The 22107-nt window shown below is 56.3% G+C and carries 17 protein-coding genes, 2 tRNA genes, 2 rRNA genes and 1 pseudogene; 8 read left to right on the forward strand and 14 right to left on the reverse strand.

The features are described 5' to 3' along the window. Positions 1-153: 153 nt before the first annotated feature. From GYM54_RS10775 to GYM54_RS10790, 4 genes are all read right to left on the reverse strand, one after another. Positions 154-3041: ribosomal RNA gene (locus GYM54_RS10775) — 23S ribosomal RNA — on the reverse strand. 255 nt (positions 3042-3296) lie between these two features. Further along, positions 3297-3372 (reverse strand) — tRNA-Ala (locus GYM54_RS10780). Between the two features lie 30 nt (positions 3373-3402). Continuing rightward, a tRNA-Ile gene (locus GYM54_RS10785) sits at positions 3403-3479 on the reverse strand. Positions 3480-3570: 91 nt separating this feature from the next. Then, a 16S ribosomal RNA gene (locus GYM54_RS10790) occupies positions 3571-5108 on the reverse strand. Together the 16S and 23S rRNA genes with 2 tRNA genes alongside form the textbook arrangement of a ribosomal RNA operon. A 96-nt stretch (positions 5109-5204) precedes the next feature. Between GYM54_RS10790 and GYM54_RS10795 the strand changes: the two genes are divergently transcribed. Further along, on the forward strand, positions 5205-5603 hold the full coding sequence (locus GYM54_RS10795; RefSeq protein WP_257626595.1) for a hypothetical protein: 399 nt from the start codon (positions 5205-5207) through the stop codon (positions 5601-5603). Between the two features lie 83 nt (positions 5604-5686). On the opposite strand, the gene tyrS is transcribed toward GYM54_RS10795, so the two are convergent. Continuing rightward, a complete protein-coding gene (gene tyrS / locus GYM54_RS10800) occupies positions 5687-6886 on the reverse strand; it encodes a tyrosine--tRNA ligase (RefSeq protein WP_181104442.1) in 1200 nt (399 codons plus the stop codon). Positions 6887-7068: 182 nt separating this feature from the next. On the opposite strand from tyrS, the pseudogene GYM54_RS10805 reads away from it, so the two are divergent. Beyond that, a pseudogene (locus GYM54_RS10805) lies at positions 7069-8465 on the forward strand (peptidoglycan DD-metalloendopeptidase family protein). After that, positions 8465-9556 carry an anhydro-N-acetylmuramic acid kinase gene (locus GYM54_RS10810; RefSeq protein WP_197445205.1) on the forward strand — a complete coding sequence of 364 codons (1092 nt, stop codon included), beginning with the start codon at positions 8465-8467 and terminating at the stop codon, positions 9554-9556. Before GYM54_RS10805 ends, GYM54_RS10810 begins: the two are co-directional and overlap by 1 nt. A gap of 80 nt (positions 9557-9636) precedes the next feature. Here GYM54_RS10810 and erpA read toward each other — a convergent pair whose 3' ends face one another. Beyond that, positions 9637-9987: an iron-sulfur cluster insertion protein ErpA gene (gene erpA / locus GYM54_RS10815; RefSeq protein WP_122166900.1), complete on the reverse strand. Its 351-nt coding sequence runs from the start codon at positions 9985-9987 to the stop codon at positions 9637-9639. A gap of 137 nt (positions 9988-10124) precedes the next feature. Beyond that, positions 10125-11159, reverse strand: coding sequence for an N-acetyl-gamma-glutamyl-phosphate reductase (gene argC, locus GYM54_RS10820; RefSeq protein ID WP_181104448.1), 1035 nt, complete (start codon positions 11157-11159; stop codon positions 10125-10127). Between the two features lie 133 nt (positions 11160-11292). On the opposite strand from argC, the gene hemJ reads away from it, so the two are divergent. Continuing rightward, complete coding sequence (gene hemJ / locus GYM54_RS10825; protein WP_131651851.1) at positions 11293-11721, forward strand: protoporphyrinogen oxidase HemJ; 429 nt, start codon at positions 11293-11295, stop codon at positions 11719-11721. An 18-nt stretch (positions 11722-11739) separates the two neighbouring features. Beyond that, complete coding sequence (locus GYM54_RS10830; RefSeq protein WP_181104450.1) at positions 11740-12708, forward strand: nitronate monooxygenase family protein; 969 nt, start codon at positions 11740-11742, stop codon at positions 12706-12708. 180 nt (positions 12709-12888) lie between these two features. Here the strand turns inward: GYM54_RS10830 and GYM54_RS10835 are convergent, their stop codons facing one another. Next, positions 12889-14364, reverse strand: coding sequence for an AAA family ATPase (locus tag GYM54_RS10835; protein ID WP_181104452.1), 1476 nt, complete (start codon positions 14362-14364; stop codon positions 12889-12891). 80 nt (positions 14365-14444) lie between these two features. On the opposite strand from GYM54_RS10835, the gene GYM54_RS10840 reads away from it, so the two are divergent. Both GYM54_RS10840 and coq7 read left to right on the forward strand, forming a co-directional pair. Beyond that, a complete protein-coding gene (locus tag GYM54_RS10840; RefSeq protein WP_131651848.1) occupies positions 14445-14786 on the forward strand; it encodes a histidine triad nucleotide-binding protein in 342 nt (113 codons plus the stop codon). Between the two features lie 63 nt (positions 14787-14849). Further along, on the forward strand, positions 14850-15497 hold the full coding sequence (gene coq7, locus GYM54_RS10845) for a 2-polyprenyl-3-methyl-6-methoxy-1,4-benzoquinone monooxygenase (RefSeq protein ID WP_181104454.1): 648 nt from the start codon (positions 14850-14852) through the stop codon (positions 15495-15497). 114 nt (positions 15498-15611) lie between these two features. On the opposite strand, the gene speD is transcribed toward coq7, so the two are convergent. Next, positions 15612-16415, reverse strand: coding sequence for an adenosylmethionine decarboxylase (gene speD, locus GYM54_RS10850; protein WP_131651860.1), 804 nt, complete (start codon positions 16413-16415; stop codon positions 15612-15614). A 230-nt stretch (positions 16416-16645) separates the two neighbouring features. Continuing rightward, positions 16646-17068, reverse strand: coding sequence for an OsmC family protein (locus GYM54_RS10855; protein WP_019341349.1), 423 nt, complete (start codon positions 17066-17068; stop codon positions 16646-16648). 216 nt (positions 17069-17284) lie between these two features. On the opposite strand from GYM54_RS10855, the gene crp reads away from it, so the two are divergent. Then, positions 17285-17929, forward strand: a complete 645-nt coding sequence (gene crp, locus GYM54_RS10860) for a cAMP-activated global transcriptional regulator CRP (RefSeq protein WP_045430655.1) — start codon at positions 17285-17287, stop codon at positions 17927-17929. 56 nt (positions 17930-17985) lie between these two features. Here crp and trpC read toward each other — a convergent pair whose 3' ends face one another. The 4 genes from trpC to trpE are packed head-to-tail and all read right to left on the reverse strand — an operon-like array spanning position 17986 to position 21945. Then, positions 17986-18822 (reverse strand): indole-3-glycerol phosphate synthase TrpC, encoded by an 837-nt coding sequence (gene trpC, locus GYM54_RS10865; protein WP_181104456.1) that lies wholly within the window; start codon positions 18820-18822, stop codon positions 17986-17988. Then, on the reverse strand, positions 18819-19865 hold the full coding sequence (gene trpD / locus GYM54_RS10870; RefSeq protein WP_181104458.1) for an anthranilate phosphoribosyltransferase: 1047 nt from the start codon (positions 19863-19865) through the stop codon (positions 18819-18821). The genes trpC and trpD overlap by 4 nt, the downstream gene beginning before the upstream one ends. Continuing rightward, positions 19865-20458 carry an aminodeoxychorismate/anthranilate synthase component II gene (locus GYM54_RS10875; RefSeq protein ID WP_181104460.1) on the reverse strand — a complete coding sequence of 198 codons (594 nt, stop codon included), beginning with the start codon at positions 20456-20458 and terminating at the stop codon, positions 19865-19867. Before GYM54_RS10875 ends, trpD begins: the two co-directional genes overlap by 1 nt. A gap of 2 nt (positions 20459-20460) precedes the next feature. Continuing rightward, entirely contained in the window at positions 20461-21945 is a 1485-nt protein-coding gene (gene trpE, locus GYM54_RS10880) for an anthranilate synthase component I (protein ID WP_181104462.1), read from the reverse strand. Between the last annotated feature and the right edge of the window lie 162 nt (positions 21946-22107).

A 22107-nucleotide genomic window follows, 5' to 3' on the forward strand; every position in this document is an offset into this window, starting at 1 on the left:
TTCGGTTGCTGCCTCGGGATTTAGCCGCTGCAGCGAATCGGGCATGTGATGGTGTTGCTGTGTTTTGGTTCGCTTTGCGAGCGATGCGTCTTTTCGGTTTGTTTGTCGACTTCAACCGTCTGACACGCAAACATCAAATTGTTTGGGTGTTATATGGTCAAGCCTCACGGGCAATTAGTATGGGTTAGCTCAACGCCTCACAACGCTTACACACCCCACCTATCAACGTCGTAGTCTTCGACGGCCCTTCAGGGAGCTCAAGGCTCCAGTGAGATCTCATCTTGAGGCAAGTTTCCCGCTTAGATGCTTTCAGCGGTTATCTCTTCCGAACATAGCTACCCGGCAATGCCACTGGCGTGACAACCGGAACACCAGAGGTTCGTCCACTCCGGTCCTCTCGTACTAGGAGCAGCCCCTCTCAAATCTCAAACGTCCACGGCAGATAGGGACCGAACTGTCTCACGACGTTCTAAACCCAGCTCGCGTACCACTTTAAATGGCGAACAGCCATACCCTTGGGACCGGCTTCAGCCCCAGGATGTGATGAGCCGACATCGAGGTGCCAAACACCGCCGTCGATATGAACTCTTGGGCGGTATCAGCCTGTTATCCCCGGAGTACCTTTTATCCGTTGAGCGATGGCCCTTCCATACAGAACCACCGGATCACTAAGACTCATTTTCGTACCTGCTCGACGTGTCTGTCTCGCAGTCAAGCGCGCTTTTGCCTTTATACTCTACGACCGATTTCCGACCGGTCTGAGCGCACCTTCGTACTCCTCCGTTACTCTTTAGGAGGAGACCGCCCCAGTCAAACTACCCACCATACACTGTCCTCGATCCGGATAACGGACCAGAGTTAGAACCTCAAAGTTGCCAGGGTGGTATTTCAAGGATGGCTCCACGCGAACTGGCGTCCACGCTTCAAAGCCTCCCACCTATCCTACACAAGCAAATTCAAAGTCCAGTGCAAAGCTATAGTAAAGGTTCACGGGGTCTTTCCGTCTAGCCGCGGATACACTGCATCTTCACAGCGATTTCAATTTCACTGAGTCTCGGGTGGAGACAGCGCCGCCATCGTTACGCCATTCGTGCAGGTCGGAACTTACCCGACAAGGAATTTCGCTACCTTAGGACCGTTATAGTTACGGCCGCCGTTTACCGGGGCTTCGATCAAGAGCTTCGCTTGCGCTAACCCCATCAATTAACCTTCCGGCACCGGGCAGGCGTCACACCCTATACGTCCACTTTCGTGTTTGCAGAGTGCTGTGTTTTTAATAAACAGTCGCAGCGGCCTGGTATCTTCGACCGGCATGAGCTTACGGGTAAACCCTTCACCCTCACCGGCGCACCTTCTCCCGAAGTTACGGTGCCATTTTGCCTAGTTCCTTCACCCGAGTTCTCTCAAGCGCCTTGGTATTCTCTACCCAACCACCTGTGTCGGTTTGGGGTACGGTTCCTGATTACCTGAAGCTTAGAGGCTTTTCCTGGAAGCATGGCATCAACCACTTCTCCTTCTAAAAGAAGGATCGTCATCAGTTCTCGGCATTAAGATCCCGGATTTACCTAAGATCTCTGCCTACCACCTTAAACTTGGACAACCAACGCCAGTTGGCCTAGCCTTCTCCGTCCCCCCATCGCAGTAACCAGAAGTACGGGAATATTAACCCGTTTCCCATCGACTACGCTCTTCAGCCTCGCCTTAGGGACCGACTCACCCTGCGTCGATTAACGTTGCGCAGGAACCCTTGGTCTTTCGGCGTGCGAGTTTTTCACTCGCATTGTCGTTACTCATGTCAGCATTCGCACTTGTGATACCTCCAGCAAGCTTCTCAACTCACCTTCACAGGCTTACACAACGCTCCTCTACCGCTCATCTTACGATGAACCCGTAGCTTCGGTACCTGGTTTGAGCCCCGTTACATCTTCCGCGCAGGCCGACTCGACTAGTGAGCTATTACGCTTTCTTTAAAGGATGGCTGCTTCTAAGCCAACCTCCTAGCTGTCTAAGCCTTCCCACATCGTTTCCCACTTAACCAGGATTTTGGGACCTTAGCTGACGGTCTGGGTTGTTTCCCTTTTCACGACGGACGTTAGCACCCGCCGTGTGTCTCCCGTGCTGACACTTGCTGGTATTCGGAGTTTGCATCGGTTTGGTAAGTCGGGATGACCCCCTAGCCGAAACAGTGCTCTACCCCCAGCAGTGATACACGAGGCGCTACCTAAATAGCTTTCGAGGAGAACCAGCTATCTCCGAGCTTGATTAGCCTTTCACTCCGATCCACAGGTCATCCGCTAACTTTTCAACGGTAGTCGGTTCGGTCCTCCAGTTAGTGTTACCCAACCTTCAACCTGCCCATGGATAGATCGCCCGGTTTCGGGTCTATTCCCAGCGACTAGACGCCCTATTAAGACTCGCTTTCGCTACGCCTCCCCTATTCGGTTAAGCTCGCCACTGAAAATAAGTCGCTGACCCATTATACAAAAGGTACGCAGTCACCTAACAAAGTAGGCTCCCACTGCTTGTACGCATACGGTTTCAGGTTCTATTTCACTCCCCTCTCCGGGGTTCTTTTCGCCTTTCCCTCACGGTACTGGTTCACTATCGGTCAGTCAGTAGTATTTAGCCTTGGAGGATGGTCCCCCCATATTCAGACAAAGTTTCTCGTGCTCCGTCCTACTCGATTTCATTGATAAGAGATTTTCGCGTACAGGGCTATCACCCACTATGGCCGCACTTTCCAGAGCGTTCCGCTAATCTCAAATCAACTTAAGGGCTAGTCCCCGTTCGCTCGCCACTACTAAGGGAATCTCGGTTGATTTCTTTTCCTCAGGGTACTTAGATGTTTCAGTTCCCCTGGTTCGCCTCACACACCTATGTATTCAGTGTGTGATAACCATCTTATGATGGCTGGGTTCCCCCATTCAGACATCTCCGGATCACAGTCTGTTTGCCGACTCCCGAAGCTTTTCGCAGGCTACCACGTCTTTCATCGCCTCTGACTGCCAAGGCATCCACCGTATGCGCTTCTTCACTTGACCATATAACCCCAAGCAATCTGGTTACTGTCTATAACGTGAAGACGACATTCGCCGAAAATCCGCATTCTTGCTCATAAAGAGCAATTCGCAATTTTACCTTAGCCTGAATAATCACCAGTGAAAGTGATCACTCAGTCTATTTCTATCACATACCCAAATTTTTAAAGAACAGTTCTGGCGCAAAGACCAGAAATCAATACTCTCGAACGTCCGTTCGGAGCACTCATTTCTGAGCTTTCAGCGATTATCGAGTAATGGTGGAGCCAAGCGGGATCGAACCGCTGACCTCCTGCGTGCAAAGCAGGCGCTCTCCCAGCTGAGCTATGGCCCCATCTACAGATCGGCCACATCCCATGACAATTGGTGGGTCTGGACAGATTCGAACTGCCGACCTCACCCTTATCAGGGGTGCGCTCTAACCAACTGAGCTACAGACCCAATCGTCTCTCTCGGGTCGAAACCCAATCGCTTTTCGCTAGTGAATCAAGCAATTCGTGTGGGAACTTATGAAGAAGCTGAAGTCTTCGATTAAGGAGGTGATCCAGCCGCAGGTTCCCCTACGGCTACCTTGTTACGACTTCACCCCAGTCATGAATCACTCCGTGGTAACCGTCCTCCCGAAGGTTAGACTAGCTACTTCTGGAGCAACCCACTCCCATGGTGTGACGGGCGGTGTGTACAAGGCCCGGGAACGTATTCACCGTGACATTCTGATTCACGATTACTAGCGATTCCGACTTCACGCAGTCGAGTTGCAGACTGCGATCCGGACTACGATCGGTTTTATGGGATTAGCTCCACCTCGCGGCTTGGCAACCCTTTGTACCGACCATTGTAGCACGTGTGTAGCCCAGGCCGTAAGGGCCATGATGACTTGACGTCATCCCCACCTTCCTCCGGTTTGTCACCGGCAGTCTCCTTAGAGTGCCCACCATTACGTGCTGGTAACTAAGGACAAGGGTTGCGCTCGTTACGGACTTAACCCAACATCTCACGACACGAGCTGACGACAGCCATGCAGCACCTGTGTCAGAGTTCCCGAAGGCACCAATCCATCTCTGGAAAGTTCTCTGCATGTCAAGGCCTGGTAAGGTTCTTCGCGTTGCTTCGAATTAAACCACATGCTCCACCGCTTGTGCGGGCCCCCCGTCAATTCATTTGAGTTTTAACCTTGCGGCCGTACTCCCCAGGCGGTCGACTTAATGCGTTAGCTGCGCCACTAAGATCTCAAGGATCCCAACGGCTAGTCGACATCGTTTACGGCGTGGACTACCAGGGTATCTAATCCTGTTTGCTCCCCACGCTTTCGCACCTCAGTGTCAGTATTAGCCCAGGTGGTCGCCTTCGCCACTGGTGTTCCTTCCTATATCTACGCATTTCACCGCTACACAGGAAATTTCCACCACCCTCTGCCATACTCTAGCTTGCCAGTTTTGAAAGCAGTTCCCAGGTTGAGCCCGGGGCTTTCACTTCCAACTTAACAAACCACCTACGCGCGCTTTACGCCCAGTAATTCCGATTAACGCTTGCACCCTTCGTATTACCGCGGCTGCTGGCACGAAGTTAGCCGGTGCTTATTCTGTCGGTAACGTCAAAACAGCAAGGTATTAACTTACTGCCCTTCCTCCCAACTTAAAGTGCTTTACAATCCGAAGACCTTCTTCACACACGCGGCATGGCTGGATCAGGCTTTCGCCCATTGTCCAATATTCCCCACTGCTGCCTCCCGTAGGAGTCTGGACCGTGTCTCAGTTCCAGTGTGACTGATCATCCTCTCAGACCAGTTACGGATCGCAGCCTTGGTGAGCCATTACCTCACCAACTAGCTAATCCGACCTAGGCTCATCTGATAGCGCAAGGCCCGAAGGTCCCCTGCTTTCTCCCGTAGGACGTATGCGGTATTAGCGTTCCTTTCGAAACGTTGTCCCCCACTACCAGGCAGATTCCTAGGCATTACTCACCCGTCCGCCGCTGAATCAGGGAGCAAGCTCCCCTCATCCGCTCGACTTGCATGTGTTAGGCCTGCCGCCAGCGTTCAATCTGAGCCATGATCAAACTCTTCAGTTCAATACTGCTTGGGTTTTGAGAAAACCCTAAACTTGGCTCAGCAATCGCAATCTCTTCTCAAGGTCACCCCAAAGAAGAGCACTCAATGATTTCTCGTTGAGTATTTGTGATGCTGATAATCTTGCTGACTACCAGTCTTACCTCACAAGCACCCACACGAATTGCTTGATTCAGTTGTTAAAGAGCGTTTCGATCAAGCCTTTCGTCTCAACCGAGGCCGCGCATTTTACAGCAGCCTTGTTTCTCGTCAAGCTGTTTTTGAAGAAGTTTTTCTTTCTTCTCAACCGCTTGCGCTTTCGATCAGCTAGAGCCCCTCGTCAGCGGGAGGCGAATTCTACAGCGTTCAAACCCGCTGTCAACCGCCTCGTTAAACCGCTTTCGATCAACCTGACCGAAGCCACTAACAGGACCCAACCACCACCCTGCCAGCCCGGCGCATTCTACTCGAATTTGCCGTCCGTGCAAGCCCTAAATTTAGCTAACTTCTTGATTTAAAAGAGGTTTCGCCAAGGGCCTGCGCCGGAGAAGGTGCGCATTATAGGCACCCAGAAATGCATGTCAACTACGTTTTCGCCCTTTTAATCAGCCAGAAGCGAAATCCGCCCGAACGCTCTCTTGCCAGCCTGACAGACATGGCTGCGACCGAGCCTGAAGATAAACTCCCGATCAACGACCTCACCATCCACCCGCACACCGCCTGACACAAGCAGATCACGCGCCACCGCCGCATTCTTAACCAACCCCGCACGGTTCAGCACCGAGGCGATAGGCATATCTTCAGCGGAGCGCAACTCGATCTCTGGGATATCCTCAGGCAGTTCGCCGTCTTTCATTCTGTTGCCTGCGGAGCGATGCGCTGTAGCAGCAGCCTCTTCACCGTGAAATCGAGCGACAATCTCTTCTGCGAGCTTGATCTTTATATCGCGCGGGTTGGCGCCCCGCTCTACGTCCGCCTGGAACTCTTCGATCTCCCCCATATCGCGGAAACTCAACAGCTCGAAGTAACGCCACATAAGCCCATCAGGGATCGACACCAGCTTGCTGTACATAACACCTGGCGCCTCCTGGATCCCAACGTAGTTGCCGAGCGACTTGGACATTTTCTTTACGCCATCCAGCCCCTCGAGGAGCGGCATCGTGACGATGCATTGTGACTCTTGCCCATACGAGCGCTGCAGCTCGCGACCCATCAGGAGATTAAATTTCTGGTCCGTACCACCAAGCTCGACATCCGCCCGAAGCGCAACGGAGTCATAGCCCTGAACCAAAGGGTAGAGAAACTCATGAATGGCTATTGGCTGATTGGTCGAGTACCGCTTACTGAAGTCATCACGCTCCAGCATTCGGGCGACCGTATACTGTGATGCCAGACGGATAAAGTCCGATGGCGTCAGATCATCCATCCAGCTTGAGTTGAAGGCGACCTCGGTCTTGGCCGGATCAAGAATCTTGAAGACTTGACTCTTATAGGTTTCCGCGTTTTCCAAAACCTGATCACGCGTCAAAGGAGGACGGGTTGCGCTTTTGCCACTAGGGTCACCAATCATTCCGGTGAAATCTCCTATAAGGAAGATCACCTGATGCCCCAGCTCCTGGAATTGACGCAACTTATTAATAAGCACCGTATGGCCGAGATGCAAATCCGGTGCAGTAGGGTCGAAACCAGCCTTGATTCGCAGCGGGACGCCACGCTCAAGTTTGCTGACTAACTCTGCCTCGACGAGCACTTCATCAGCGCCCCGCTTGATCATCGACAACTGCTCTTGAATCGACTGCATCGGAGGTCTCATTCAGAAAACAAAGGCGGTAGACCTTACAAGAACGCCGGGAAAATTCAACGTTCTCGAATCTCGGTCAATGATCGACGAGCCCTAACCAAGGGTTGCCTCGACAGCATTTTGATTATATTTTAGACAGATATTTTTCCCTGTACAAAATATCGCCAGACACCAGACATCTAATGACCTATTCAAAATCGAAAGCTCCTCTCTACCCGAAGAGTCATCTCTTGGCTGCGAGCGGTGTAGCTGCGCTTCTGAGCCTGGCACTCCTTGTATTTCCATCACGTGAAGTCGAAGCGAAAAAGACCTTTCTTGACCTTCGCCTAGAAACCACCTCAGAGCTGGCATCTTCGGAAGAAGAGCCTTTTCTGAACGAGCCACCCGAGACGCCCTTTGCCGTAATCGAAAAAACCGAACTCCAAGCATCTTTGCCAGTGCAGGGCACTACTGAAGCCGAAGCTGAAGCCAAGCCTCGCGTGAAAGAGGTGGTGGTTGCTAATGGAGATACTCTATCGACCGTATTTGCGAAGGTAGGCCTCCTCAGTCCACCGTTCACGATGTATTGGCGAGCAGCAAGGAGGCGAAGCAACTTGCCCGTCTTAAGGTCGGCCAGCGCCTCGAGTTCGAATTCGATGAGCAAGGCAACTTGGCTCAGCTGCGCAGCCCACTGAATAAGCTGGAAAGCGTGCAGCTGGAACGCTCCGACGCAGGCTATGTATTTAAAAAGGAACAGTTGAAGCCAGACGTCAGTACCGCTTACGCCTATGGTCGTATCGAAAGCAGCCTGTTTCTCGCCGCGAAGCATGCAGGCCTCAGTCATAACCTGACGATGGATTTAGCCAACGTGTTCGGTTACGACATTGATTTCGCGATGGACATACGCAAGGGCGATTCCTTCGAAGTCGTATACGAAGAAAAGACAGTGGCCGGCGAGAAAGTAGGAACTGGGAATATTCTCGCGGCGCGCTTCACGAACCGAGGCAAGAGCTATACCGCAGTCCGCTACACCAACAAGCAGGGCACTAGCAGTTATTACACCGCCGACGGCCAAAGCATGCGCAAGGCTTTCATCCGTACACCGGTAGATTTCGCCCGCATCAGCTCGCGCTTTTCCAATGGGCGCAAACACCCGATCCTGAATAAGATTCGCGCCCATAAAGGCGTGGACTACGCTGCTCCGCGAGGCACTCCGATCAAGAGCGCAGGTGACGGCAAGGTGCTGCTTGCAGGCCGTAAGGGTGGTTATGGTAATACCGTAGTCATTCAGCACGGCAACCGCTACCGAACTCTGTATGCCCACATGCAGGGCTTCGCCAAAGGCGTACGCAGCGGATCGTCGGTCAAGCAGGGTCAGATCATCGGATACATCGGAACGACGGGCCTATCAACCGGCCCGCACTTACATTACGAATTTCAAGTCGATGGCGTGCATGTCGATCCATTGGGCCTGAAGTTGCCCATGGCAGATCCAATTGCAAAGAACGAAAAACAGCGCTTCGTGCAGTTGAGCAAGCCGCTAATGGCACGCATGGACGAAGAGCGTGCGACCATGCTGGCGATGCAGAACACGCAATAATGCCGTTTTACATAGGCCTCATGTCAGGCACCAGTCTGGATGGTCTGGACTTCGCGCTGATAGAGCAGAACGATCGGACAACCTTGATCGGTACGCACTATGAGGCAATGCCGCAGCAGCTTAAGCAGGACCTGCTTGATCTTTGCTCGCCCGGACCCAATGAATTGGCTCGGGCTGCAATGGCTGAACAAGCGTGGGCTGAGCTCGCAAACAGTGGAGTAAACAAGCTGCTCGGCAAGGCTCAGATGGATGCTAAAGCCATTCGAGCCATTGGAAGTCACGGGCAAACGATCCGACACGAACCGCAACGCGGCTTCACCATCCAGATTGGCCATCCTCCTTTGCTGGCGGAGCTGACCAGCATAAGTGTTGTAGCCGATTTTCGTCGACGCGACATGGCAGCCGGCGGCCAAGGCGCCCCTTTAGTACCTGCATTCCATGAAGCCATGTTCAGCGACACGACGCGAATCCGCGCAGTACTGAATATCGGCGGGTTCAGCAATCTCAGCTTGCTCAACCCCAGCACAACAACTCATGGATTCGATTGCGGCCCTGGCAACGTGCTACTGGATGCCTGGATCCAACGCCACCAAGGCCTGGCATATGATCGAAATGGCGATTGGGCTTCCACCGGCAAAGTACACGCGCAGCTGCTTGCGAAACTGCTAGATGACAAATTCTTCGCTGCGCAGGGTCCGAAAAGCACCGGACGCGAATTGTTCAATCTGCCCTGGCTGGATACCCACCTCGCTTCATATTCGGATATAGCTGCTGCCGACGTCCAAGCTACCTTGTTGGAGCTGACGGCACGAAGCATCCGCGATTCGCTGCTTGCCAGCCAACCGGAAACGCAAGACGTCTTGGTTTGCGGCGGGGGCGCGCACAACGCAGCGCTGATGCAAAGGCTGCGAGACCTGTTACCGACATGCCTGGTAACAAGCACTACTGATTATGGTGTAGAGCCAGACTGGATCGAAGCCATGGCATTCGCCTGGCTAGCGCACTGCTGCCTGGAAGGCATCCCCGCCAACCGGCCAAGCGTGACGGGCGCTCGAGGAGCGCGAATATTGGGCGCAATCTACCCCACCTGACGCCCGCCGTTCATCATCGCGACGGACAAAAAAAAACACCGTGCCAGGCACGGTGTTTTTGTTTTTTTTGCGAACACGCATTAGATCGAGAAGGACTGTCCGCAACCACAGGTCGTCGTGGCGTTCGGGTTCTTGATAATGAAGCGAGAGCCTTCCAAGCCTTCCTGATAGTCGACTTCGGCCCCGGCGAGATACTGGTAGCTCATCGGATCCACCACAAGACTCACACCCTCGCGCTCGATGATGGTGTCATCTTCGGCAAGGTCTTCATCGAAGGTGAAGCCGTATTGAAAACCAGAGCAGCCGCCACCTGTAACGAAGACACGCAACTTCAGTCGCGGATTACCCTCTTCATCGACCAGACTCTTCACCTTACTCGCGGCACCCTGACTGAACTGAATCGCGGTGGGCGTGAAGGATTCGACACTCATTCGGTTCTCCTAGCGCGGGAGCGCTCATTACTGCGTTGACGCGGCATTATCGGCTTTCCCTACAAAAATGGTCAACTATTCATCCTCGAGCAACCCGTTGAGATGCCCGCGCTTGGACAGCACGACGACGGCATCAATCAAGGCAGCAGCGCCGCGTTGCTCAAGCCGAGCCGCTCATCCAGACCGAAGACAATATTCATGTTCTGCAGCGCCTGACCAGAAGCACCTTTGACCAGATTGTCGATGACCGATAGCACGACAACCAAGTCGCCGCCTTGTGGACGATGGACGGCGATGCGGCACATGTTGGCGCCACGCACGCTACGGGTTTCAGGATGGCTACCAGCAGGCATCACGTCGACAAACGGCTCATTGGCGTAGCGCTGCTCATAAAGCGCCTGCAAATCTACCGTGGTGTCTGCCACCGTTGCGTAGAGCGTGGCATGGATACCGCGGATCATCGGCGTGAGATGAGGAACGAAAGTCAGCCCCACATCCCCTTTGGCTGCGCGGCGCAAGCCCTGGGTGATTTCAGGCAGGTGGCGATGACCTTTGACTGCATAAGCCATCATGCTTTCGCCCGCCTCGGTGAACAGAGAACCGATTTTCGCGGCGCGCCCGGCACCACTGACGCCCGATTTGCAGTCGGCGATCAGGCGCGATGCATCCGCCAGGCCGTTTTCGAGGAGAGGCAGATAGCCGAGCTGGGTAGCGGTCGGATAACAACCGGGGACGGCGATCAACCGAGCACCCTTGATCTGCTCTCGATTGACCTCCGGCAGACCATAAACGGCTTCGGGTAACAGAGCCGGCGCGCCATGCGGCTGGCCATACCACTTGGCCCATTCATCGGCATCCTGAAGGCGGAAGTCCGCTGACAGATCGATGACTCTGGTCCCCGCATCCAGCAGTTCAGCCGCCAACGCATGAGCGACGCCATGGGGAGTTGCGAAAAAAACCACATCGCAAGAGCCGAGCGTTGCGGTATCAGGCACGCTGAAGGCCAGCTCGTCATAGTGGCCTCGCAGGTTCGGATACATATCCGTGACCTTAACCCCGTTCTCGGAGCGAGAGGTGATTACAGCTACTTCGGCTTGGGGGTGTTGCGCCAACAGACGCAGCAGTTCAACTCCGGTGTAGCCTGTACCGCCAACGATTCCGACTTTGACCATGAGCTGCCTCGCGCACTGGATGAAAAAGAACGACGATGATAAAGGTGCCCGCGTTCAGGGCCAACCACTCAGGTGACGCGACGACAGTCATGCCACTACTATCAGACCGATTTTCATACCAAGGACTCCCTGAATGCTCTATCTATGGCTGAAAGCCCTGCACATCGTTGCGATCGTCTGCTGGTTCGCCGGGCTGTTCTATTTGCCAAGGTTGTTCGTCTATCACGCCATGAGTGAGGACGCGACCAGCCGTGAACGATTCCAGGTAATGGAGAGAAAGCTCTATCGGGGCATCATGATGCCCTCGATGATCGCCACGCTCCTGTTCGGAATAGGAATGATCGCGCTGAACCCCACGCTGTTCAGTACCGGCGGCTGGCTGCATGCCAAACTCGCACTGGTTGTCTTGCTGATTGGCTATCACCACGTCTGCGGCGCCCAGCTGAAGCGCTTCGCACGCAACGAGAATACGCGCAGTCACGTGTTCTATCGTTGGTTCAATGAGTTTCCGGTGTTGCTGTTGCTGGCCATTGTGATTCTAGTGGTCGTCAAACCATTCTGAAATAGATAGGAACCCGTCATGTCGCTACCTGCACTTCTTGAGGAAAGTCTGCGTCTGCCTCTAGTGGCCGCGCCCATGTTTCTGGTATCCAACCCATCGCTCGTGGCAGCCTGCTGCCGCAACGGCGTTGTGGGCAGCTTTCCAGCACTTAATCAGCGGGAGAGCAGCGGATTTCGTGATTGGTTACAGGAAATCGACGAGCATCTCTCGCCCATGCAGAAGCCTGCGCCATATGCCGTCAACCTGATCGTGCATCACAGCAACCCGCGGTTGCAGGCAGACCTTGCGATCTGCGTGGAACAGCAGGTGCCGATCGTCATCACCAGTCTCGGCGCCGTGAAAGAACTAGTGGACGCCGTACACAGCTATGGCGGCCTGGTCTTTCATGACGTCACCACGCGCCGGCATGCGGAAAAAGCCGCCGAAGCCGGTGTCGATGGCCTGATTGCGGTTGCGGCCGGGGCCGGTGGTCATGCCGGCACGTGGAGTCCTTTCGCGCTGATCGCCGAGATCCGCCAGTTCTTCGATAAAACCCTGTTGCTGTCTGGCTGCCTCAGTCATGGCCACGAAATATTCGCGGCGCAGATGCTGGGCGCTGATCTTGCGTATATGGGAACGCGCTTTATCGCCAGCCGCGAAAGCCAGGCCTCTGACGAATACAAGCAGATGCTGTTACAGGCCCACGCGGCGGATATCGTGCACACCGCCGCAGTGTCAGGTGTACCGGCGAGCTTTTTGCGCCAAAGCCTGCAGCAAGCCGGCTACGATGAGGAACGTCTGCGATCGACAGGCAAAATGGACTACGGCGAAAAGCTCAAACCGGTAAGCGATGAAGCCAAAGCATGGAAAACCGTCTGGTCCGCAGGCCAGGGAGTCGGCGAGATAAATGACGTGCCGAGCGCCGAAGAACTGATCGCCCGCCTGGATCGCGAATACCGTGAAGCCCATCGCCAGGCGACACGGCTTGCCCAGCATTGGCAGCGGTAATAGCCACGCCAGTCGTTTCGCAAGGCTGGGCTCGAGCAGTAGCAAGGCTGCTCAATTCCGGATTAGCGATACCGCAACGCGGGGGCCGATAAATGAATCACTCGGCTCACCGCCATACCGGGCAGTCGCCGAGCTCTCGCTGCGTTGCCTCGCGACAAAGCGCCTGCGAGTCCGAACCAATCAGGCCACTACCGTGCGCCCCGAAGCCCAACTACGCAGCTCATCCAGCGCTTCAGCCATCACGACTGAAAGCGGCGACGTCGCCCGGATGCATTCAAGCATCATGGCTTGATCCGGTTCGCGGGATTGCGCCTGCCCGGCGTAAACGGCCGAGACCACTACCTGCTCGATCTCGGCACCGGAGAAACCATCGCAAGCACTGGCCAGCTTCGGCAGATCGAAACAGCCAGCATCCAGCTCGCGCCGCGCCAGATGAATGTGGAAGATTTCGGCACGAGTCGCCTCATCGGGCAGATCGACAAAGAACAGCTCATCGAAGCGCCCCTTGCGCAACAGCTCCGGCGCAAGGCGATCCACCGCGTTGGCGGTCGCCACCATGAACACCGGTGCGTCACGCTCGGCCATCCAGGTAAGCAAAGTACCCAACACCCGCTGACTGACGCCGCTATCCATATCTCCAGTGGCGAGACCCTTTTCCAGCTCATCCATCCACAACACGCAAGGCGCCATCTGCTCGGCCAGCTTCAGCGCCTCCCGCAGATTACGCTCGGTCTCTCCGAAGAACTTGTTGTACAGACAACCGAAGTCCAGGCGCAGCAAAGGCAAGCCCCAAAGCCCCGCCACCGCTTTGGCGGCCATACTCTTGCCGCCGCCCTGCACCCCGACGAGCATCACTCCGCGAGGCATATCGGACCTGTTACCAGCAAAAAAGGCCGCCCTGCGCTCGCCCAGCCAACGCTTGAAATTACCCAACCCGCCAACATCAGCAAAGCGTGCTGTCTCGTACTCGAAACCGAGTACGCCATCCATGTCGAGCAGCTCGAACTTCTTGCGATTGAGCTCCGGCAGATCGTCTTGAGTAATAGCTCCGTCATCACAGACCAAGCTATGCGCCAGACTGCTAGCCTCAGCGTGGCTAAGGCCCCGCAGATTCTTCACGACCTGATGCAGCGTGCGGTTATCGGTGCGCACCCGCATCCCGCGATTGCGCTCGCTCCAACGCGTCGCCTCGTCGCGCACGATGCTCAACAACTCCTCTTCGGAGGGCAGACTCAGACTGAACCGAGCTGCGTATCGCTGAACCTCCGCCGGCAGTTTGAATGCATGCGACACCAGCACCAGCGTCGGTGCCGACGGCCCCTGCGCCATGGCGATTTCTTTCAATAGCCGCACCACGCGTGGCTCATCGAGAAACGGATGCATATCGCAGAACACATAGAGGTTGCCTAGCGGATCATGCTTGACGCGCTTCAACGCGACCTCCACCGAGCAGCTTTCGCCTGCATCCAGCGCCTCACCACCGAACGCCAGATGCCTGAGTCCCTCGGTGACGGACCAGAGGTGAAGCGCGAGACCTCGGTTGACAGCCAGCCCAGTCAGGGTTTCAAGCACTCGCCGCTCATCCCAGGATTCGATCACAACCAATCGGACCCTTGATTCAAGCACCAGCACCAGATCACGGATGTCGTTCTTCATGCGTTACCTCCCTGTAGCGGCTGACCTGCCGCAAAAGCGCCTGTTACACTGCCCAATCGTTCCCATGCTGGAGAAACGCCATGGATTGTCTGTTCTGCAAGATCGTGGCTGGGGATATCCCCGCGCACAAGCTTTATGAAGATGATCAGGTCGTCGCCTTCAATGACATCGCGCCGCAGGCGCCCGTGCACTTCCTCGTCATTCCGAAGAAGCACATCGCGACCCTCCATGACCTGAGCGAAGATGATGACAAAGCGCTCGCTGGTCATATCCTTTTCACGGCTCAGCGTCTCGCCGAAGAACAGGGCTGTCAGGATGGTTTTCGTGTCGTGATGAACTGCAACGACCTCGGGGGCCAGACGGTCTACCACATACATATGCACGTGCTCGGCCAGCGTCAAATGCATTGGCCGCCGGGCTGATCGCGAACTCGTCCGCACCATTTCCGATCACATCAAGGCTGCTCCGAAACACTTGGAGGCGAAATGCCCAACCAACGCCAATACTCCCCTGCCGACCGCCTGCTGATGCAAGCCGATGCGGCATTGCGAACGCTACTCCCCTTCAGCGGCCAGCCCCACCGCCCTACACCTGCGGTATTGAAGAACGAGACCGAGCTGAGCGACAGCGAAGCGCGTCACGTTGCCGGTCTGATGCGGATCAATCACACCGGCGAAGTCTGCGCACAGGCGCTGTATCAGGGGCAGGCATTGACGGCGCGATTACCGAGAGTGCGCGAAGCGATGGAGCGAGCTGCCGATGAAGAAATCGACCATCTGGCCTGGTGCGAACAGCGCATCCACCAACTGGGCAGCCATACCAGTGTGCTCAACCCGCTGTTTTATGGTCTGTCGTTCGGCATCGGCGCGTCTGCTGGCCTGATCAGCGACCGGATCAGCCTGGGCTTCGTTGCCGCGACCGAGGATCAAGTCTGCAAGCATCTCGACGAGCACCTGGAGCAGATCCCGGCGAGTGACGAGAAATCCCGAGCCATTCTGGAGCAGATGCGTACGGACGAAGCGCAGCATTCGACCGCCGCTCTCGATGCCGGTGGCTTGCGCTTCCCGGCACCCATCAAATTCGGCATGAGTCTGATGGCCAAGGTCATGACCAAAACTACCTACCGGATCTGAGCTGAAGCTGGCTCAAGCTGAGGAACGCTTGCCCTCCAGCTTGAGCTCCTTCTTGAGGCTGGCCGCCTCGCGACAGCCTTTTCCGACCTTGCAGCGCGCAGCGGGTTTATCAGCTTATCGCTGTGAGCCCGGCATATTGCGAGCGTAGAAGATTTCCAGCATCTCGTGACGCAAACGGTCTTCCACCTGCTTACGCTGCTCCGGCAGAAGATTGCTAGTGGCGTCACCGAACAGATAGTTCTCCAGCTCGAAGTCTTTCAGCAGCATCTTGGTGTGAAACAGATTCTCCTGATAAACGTTGACGTCGGTCATCTGATAGGCCGAGCGAGTGTCTTCGGAGAGATAGTTCTGAATCGAGTTGATCTCGTGATCGATGAAGTGCTTCTTGCCTTCTACATCGCGAGTGAAACCGCGCACCCGATAATCGACAGTGACGATATCCGAATCGAACTGGTGAATCAGATAATTGAGCGCCTTGAGCGGTGAGATGACGCCACAGGTGGAAACGTCGATATCCACACGGAAGGTCGCGATACCGTCGACAGGATGGATTTCGGGGTAGGTGTGAACCGTAATGTGGCTCTTGTCCAAGTGCGCCAGGATAGTATCGGGCAACGGACCGGGGGATTCCTCGATCTGGCTATCTGTCGGAGTAACGGGCTGCTCCGAGATAAGGATGGTCACGCTCGCGCCCTGCGGCTCGTAATCCTGCCGCGCAATGTTAAGAATGTTGGCACCAATGATGTCCACGACATCGGTCAGAATCTGCGTCAGCCGCTCCGCGTCATACTGTTCGTCGATGTACTGTACATACGCCTGCTGGTCTTCCTGCGTTTCGGCATAGCAGATGTCGTAAATATTGAAGCTCAAGGACTTCGTCAGGTTATTGAACCCGTGGAGCTTGAGTTTGCTTTTCACCATTGGAAACTCTCATTGATGCGGCTTACCGCGTGATTGAGCATGCCCGTCAGATACCCTGTATCTGCGTAGGACGGTATACACCTCTTCGCATTTGCGACTGTGCTGTGTTCTAAGAAACGGCCCCGTAAAAACGGGGCGCGCATTATGCAGAGTGATCGCTTGCGGTGCCAGTGCCGACGAGCATCTCGGGACAACACGCCAGCGGCGGGCGCATCGCTGCCCGACCATCAGCCGAGTTCGACGATCTCGTACTCGTGACTGATTTCCACACCCGCACGCCCGAGCATGATCGATGCAGAGCAGTATTTTTCTGCCGATAGCTCTACGGCACGCTTGACCTGCGCCTCTTTCAGACCACGGCCCTTTACGACAAAACGCAGGTGGATCTTGGTAAAAACCTTCGGATCCTCATCGGCACGCTCCGCCTCAAGGAAGGCTTCGCAGCTTTCCACTGCCTGACGGGACTTCTTCAGAATGCTTACCACATCGAAGTTACTGCAACCACCGAGCCCCAGCAGAAGCATTTCCATAGGACGAACGCCGAGATTGCGCCCGCCGTTTTCCGGAGGTCCGTCCATCACCACGACATGACCACTGCCCGACTCGCCAAGAAACATCGCTTCGCCGGCCCACTGTATGCGCGCTTTCATCGATAGACTCCGATTAAAAAGAGCGAAGCTTAACATGACCGATGTTTGCGACCGGGCACACCAATCCGACGAAATGAATGCGTTGAAGTTGATATTCGTGTCGCAGTTTTGTTGTCGACACGAACCGGTCTGTTAAGCTCCCTCGGCGCTGACAACAGAACTCAGTCACACATAATAAGAATCTGCCTTCTATTGGATATCTTCCGGGACTACAGCATGGTCGCTATTACACTCACGCCCAAGATCAAGAACATCGACAAACTACTCGCACACTGTCACCGCCGTCGCTATACCGCCAAGAGCACCATCATCTACGCGGGTGATCGAAGCGAGACGCTCTTTTTCATTGTGAAAGGCTCGGTCACCATCCTGATCGAAGATGACGATGGTCGTGAAATGATCATCGCCTACCTCAACTCCGGAGATTTCTTCGGCGAGATGGGGCTATTCGAAAAGGAGGGCTCGGAGAAGGAGCGTAGCGCGTGGGTACGCGCAAAGACCGAATGCGAGGTCGCCGAACTGAGCTACGCTAAGTTCCGTGAACTGACACAGCAGGATCCTGACATCCTCTACGCGCTCGGCAGTCAGATGGCCGAACGTTTGCGCAACACCACCCGCAAAGTAGGTGATCTGGCGTTCCTCGATGTGACCGGCCGCGTCGCCCGCACCTTGCTCGACCTATGCAAGCAGCCCGATGCGATGACGCATCCCGATGGCATGCAGATCAAGATCACTCGTCAGGAAATAGGCCGCATCGTCGGCTGTTCCAGAGAGATGGTCGGACGCGTACTCAAGAGCCTGGAATCCCAAGGCCTTGTGCACGTCAAGGGCAAGACCATGGTGGTCTTTGGTACTCGCTGAGCGCCGCTCAGCATTGAAAAAGCCGGCTCAAGGCCGGCTTTTCAAATTCCCCGCAGTTACTCCGGATCACTGACCGGACGCGGGCGGGAGCGCCCTGGAAAGAACAAACGCTGCAGCTCGACGCCGGGTTCTTCGGCGCGCATGAAAGCTTCGCCCACCAGAAATGCGTACACCTCATTAATCTCCATCAGCTCTACATCGGCACGATGAAGAATCCCGCTCTCGGTTACCACCAGACGGTCGCGAGGCACACGAGGCAGCAGATCGAGTGTGGTTTCCAAGCTGAGTTCGAAGGTGTGCAGGTTACGGTTGTTGATCCCGAGCAAAGGGGTCTCGAGGCGCAAAGCCCGATCCAGCTCCGCTCCGTCATGCACCTCAACCAACACATCAAGCCCCTGAGCCTTTGCCGCATCAGCCAGTTCGCCCATCTGCGCGTCTTCCAGCGCCGCGACGATCAGCAAAATACAATCGGCCCCCAGCGCCCGCGCCTCGACCACTTGATAAGGATCGACCATGAAGTCCTTGCGGATCACCGGTAGCGTGCACGCAGCGCGGGCCTGCTTGAGATACTCATCGGCCCCCTGAAAGAAATCGATGTCGGTCAGCACCGACAGGCAGGTCGCACCGCCAGCCTCGTAACTCCTGGCGATGTCGGCGGGTACGAAGTCCTCGCGCAGCACGCCTTTGCTTGGCGAGGCTTTCTTTACTTCGGCGATGACTGCCGGCTGCTTATTACGAGCCTGCTCCTGCAAGCTCCGGGCGAAACCACGAACGGGGTCTGCCGCAGCCGCCAGCCGCTCGAGCTCATCCAGACCGACACGAGCACGGCGTTCGGCCACTTCCTCATGCTTGCGGGTGATGATCTTTTCTAGAACTGTCGGCACACCGCTCATTGCGATTTCTCCTGCCTGAATATCGCGCTAAAGGACACCAGTTCTTCCAACCGGTCCCGTGCCAGACCGGTGTGCAATGCGTCATGCGCCAGCTCGACGCCCTCTTTCAGCGTGCCTGCGACATCGGCCGCGTAAAGCGCGGCGCCGGCATTCAGCACGATCATGTCGGCAGCCTTCTGACCGTTTTCGGTTTTTCGCCGGCCCAGCGCATCCCGGATCAACGTCAGCGAACCCTGAGCATCGTCGACGTTCAGGCCGATCAGGCTCTGGCTCTTGATGCCAAAATCTTCCGGCTGGATGCGGTATTCGGTGATCTCACCATTCTTCAGCTCGGCGACATGAGTCGGCGCCGCCAGACTTATTTCATCGAGACCGTCTTGTGCATGTACGACCAGCACATGCTTGCTGCCCAGACGCGCCAGCACCTCGGCCATCGGTCGGCAGAGTTCCTTGCTGAACACCCCGAGCACCTGATGCTTCACCCCGGCCGGATTGGACATCGGTCCGAGAATATTGAACAGCGTGCGCAGCCCCAGTTCGCGGCGGGGCGCGGCGGCGAACTTCATCGCACCGTGATGCGCCGGCGCGAACATGAAGCCAACACCGACCGTATCCACGCTGCGCGAGACCTGCTCAGGCGTCAGGTCCAGATACACACCCGCCGCTTCGAGCAGATCGGCGCTGCCGCTCTTGCCCGACACCGCGCGGTTTCCATGCTTGGCCACTTTGCCACCAGCGGCTGCGACAACGAACGCAGCGGCGGTCGAGACGTTGAAGATATTCATCCCGTCGCCCCCGGTGCCACAGGTATCCACCAGACGATGGGTATCGAAATGCACCGGTTCGGAAAGCTCGCGCATCACCTGCACGGCACCGACGATCTCGTCGATGGTTTCGCTCTTCATGCGCATCCCCATGAGGAACGCGCCGATCTGCGCATCGGTGCACTGGCCGGTCATGATCTGGCGCATGACGGCTTTCATTTCCTCAGTGGATAGATCCAGCTGGCCGACGATGCGACTCAGGGCTTCCTTGATATCCATCAGCGCACGCCTCCGGTCTGCTTCAGAAAATTGGCGAACAGTTCATGGCCCTGCTCGGTCAGGATGGACTCAGGATGGAACTGCACGCCCTCGACGTTCAGCGTCTTATGCCGCAGGCCCATGATTTCATCGATACCGCTGTCCTCGTTCTGGGTCCAGGCGGTGATCTCCAGACAATCGGGAAGCGTCTCGCGCTTGACCACCAGCGAGTGGTAACGGGTGACCGTCAGCGGATTGTTCAGCTCGGCGAATACTCCGGCGTTGTGATGGAAGACTGGGCTGGTCTTGCCGTGCATCACCTGTCGCGCACGCACCACATCACCGCCGAAGGCCTGACCGATGCTCTGGTGCCCGAGGCAGACGCCCAGAATCGGCAGCTTGCCCGCAAAATGGCGAATCAGCTCCAGCGAAACGCCCGCCTCGGTTGGCGTGCAGGGGCCGGGCGAGACAACGATGCGCTCGGGGTTCAGGGCTTCGATTTCGGCCACGCTCAGCTCGTCGTTGCGCACCACTTTGACGTCCGCGCCAAGCTCGCAGAGGTACTGCACGACGTTGTAAGTAAAGGAATCGTAGTTATCGAGCATCAACAGCATGATCAGTTCTCCTGCTGGTCGCGTTCAGCCAGGGCCACCGCGCGGAACATGGCGCGGCGCTTGTTGAGCGTTTCTTCCCACTCCAGCGCTGGCTGCGAGTCGGCGACGATGCCGGCGCCCGCCTGCACGTGCAGCTCGCCGTCCTTGATCACGGCGGTGCGAATCGCAATCGCGGTGTCCATGTTGCCGTTCCAGGCAAGATAGCCGACCGCGCCGCCATAGACGCCACGTTTCACCGGCTCCAGCTCATCGATGATTTCCATGGCGCGAATTTTCGGCGCACCGGACAAGGTGCCCGCCGGCAGGATCGCGCGCAATGCATCCATGGCAGTCAACGGTGCCTTGAGCTGGCCGGTGACGTTGGAAACGATGTGCATGACATTGGAGTAGCGCTCGATGACCATCTTTTCAGTCAACCGTACCGAGCCGTTCTCAGCGACGCGTCCAACATCGTTGCGCCCCAGGTCGATCAGCATCAGGTGCTCGGCCAGCTCCTTGGCGTCGCTGAGCAGATCCTGCTCCAGCGCCACATCGGCCTCCTCGTTGGCTCCCCGCGGACGGGTACCGGCGATCGGCCGGACCGTGACTAGCCCTTCTTCGACACGCACCAGCACTTCCGGCGACGAGCCCACCACGTGGAAATCGCCAAAATTGAAGAAATACATATAGGGCGTCGGGTTGAAGCAACGCAGCGCGCGGTAGAGATCGATCGGCGCGGCCTTGAACGGAATCGACATGCGCTGGGAGATAACCACCTGCATACAGTCGCCCGCGAGGATGTAGTCCTTGATGCGGTGGACGGCCTGCTCGTAGTCCTCGCGACTGAAGCTGGAGCGGAACGTCGGCTCGGTGCCGCCACTCTTTTCAAAGTCCAGGCCCAAACGCGGCGTAATCGGCTGACGCAGTTTTTCGCGTAGCGCTTGTAGTTTCGCCTGCCCAGCCTCATAGGCCTCCGGCTGCGCAGGATCGACCAACACGATGCAATGCAGTTTGCCGGCCAGATTGTCGAACACGACCACTGCGTCGGACACCATTAAAAGAATATCGGGCGTTCCCAGCGGATCGGAGTTAGGGCACTGCGCCAGCTTGCGCTCTACATAGCGAACGCTGTCGTAGCCGAAATAGCCGACCAACCCGCCATTGAAGCGTGGCAGCCCCTCGACCGGCGCCACGCGATAGCGCTGCTGAAAGGCTTCGACGAAGGCCAACGGGTCATCGACCTCGCAGCTCTCGGTCTCGATGCCATCGGTGGTAACGCTGATGCGGTGATCCTGCACCCGTAACACCGTGCGGCACGGCAGGCCAATGATCGAATATCGCCCCCACTTCTCCCCGCCCTGCACGGATTCGAGCAAGTAGGAGTTGGGCGCATCGGCGAGCTTGAGATAGAGCGTCAGCGGCGTGTCGAAATCGGCGATGGTTTCGAACGACAGCGGGATGCGGTTGTGGCCTTCGGCGGCCAAACGCAGGAATTCTTCGCGGGTCATGTCAGCCTCGTGGTCGGAGGAGCTACTGGTCGAATCGTGCAAACGTACCGGGCGTGCCGGCAGGAAATGTCAGGCGCGCCAGCGCCAACGGGCCAGGGCCTTGATGACATTCATCCATTGTTTGCGGGTGACCACCACGATCTGATCTCGTCTGCGGGATTT

Origin of the sequence: Pseudomonas sp. MTM4 (assembly GCF_019355055.1) — a bacterium.
GTDB lineage: Bacteria > Pseudomonadota > Gammaproteobacteria > Pseudomonadales > Pseudomonadaceae > Stutzerimonas.

Bases quoted from the DNA above. Each gene is read 5' to 3' on its own strand.
- GYM54_RS10840 (WP_131651848.1), top strand. From the start codon at position 14,445: ATGGATTGTCTGTTCTGCAAGATCGTGGCTGGGGATATCCCCGCGCAC.
- GYM54_RS10830 (WP_181104450.1), top strand. From the start codon at position 11,740: ATGTCGCTACCTGCACTTCTTGAGGAAAGTCTGCGTCTGCCTCTAGTG.
- tyrS (WP_181104442.1), bottom strand. From the start codon at position 6,886: ATGCAGTCGATTCAAGAGCAGTTGTCGATGATCAAGCGGGGCGCTGAT.
- coq7 (WP_181104454.1), top strand. From the start codon at position 14,850: ATGCCCAACCAACGCCAATACTCCCCTGCCGACCGCCTGCTGATGCAA.
- trpC (WP_181104456.1), bottom strand. From the start codon at position 18,822: ATGAGCGGTGTGCCGACAGTTCTAGAAAAGATCATCACCCGCAAGCAT.
- erpA (WP_122166900.1), bottom strand. From the start codon at position 9,987: ATGAGTGTCGAATCCTTCACGCCCACCGCGATTCAGTTCAGTCAGGGT.
- GYM54_RS10875 (WP_181104460.1), bottom strand. From the start codon at position 20,458: ATGCTGTTGATGCTCGATAACTACGATTCCTTTACTTACAACGTCGTG.
- hemJ (WP_131651851.1), top strand. From the start codon at position 11,293: ATGCTCTATCTATGGCTGAAAGCCCTGCACATCGTTGCGATCGTCTGC.
- trpD (WP_181104458.1), bottom strand. From the start codon at position 19,865: ATGGATATCAAGGAAGCCCTGAGTCGCATCGTCGGCCAGCTGGATCTA.
- trpE (WP_181104462.1), bottom strand. From the start codon at position 21,945: ATGACCCGCGAAGAATTCCTGCGTTTGGCCGCCGAAGGCCACAACCGC.
- argC (WP_181104448.1), bottom strand. From the start codon at position 11,159: ATGGTCAAAGTCGGAATCGTTGGCGGTACAGGCTACACCGGAGTTGAA.
- GYM54_RS10835 (WP_181104452.1), bottom strand. From the start codon at position 14,364: ATGAAGAACGACATCCGTGATCTGGTGCTGGTGCTTGAATCAAGGGTC.
- GYM54_RS10810 (WP_197445205.1), top strand. From the start codon at position 8,465: ATGCCGTTTTACATAGGCCTCATGTCAGGCACCAGTCTGGATGGTCTG.
- crp (WP_045430655.1), top strand. From the start codon at position 17,285: ATGGTCGCTATTACACTCACGCCCAAGATCAAGAACATCGACAAACTA.
- GYM54_RS10855 (WP_019341349.1), bottom strand. From the start codon at position 17,068: ATGAAAGCGCGCATACAGTGGGCCGGCGAAGCGATGTTTCTTGGCGAG.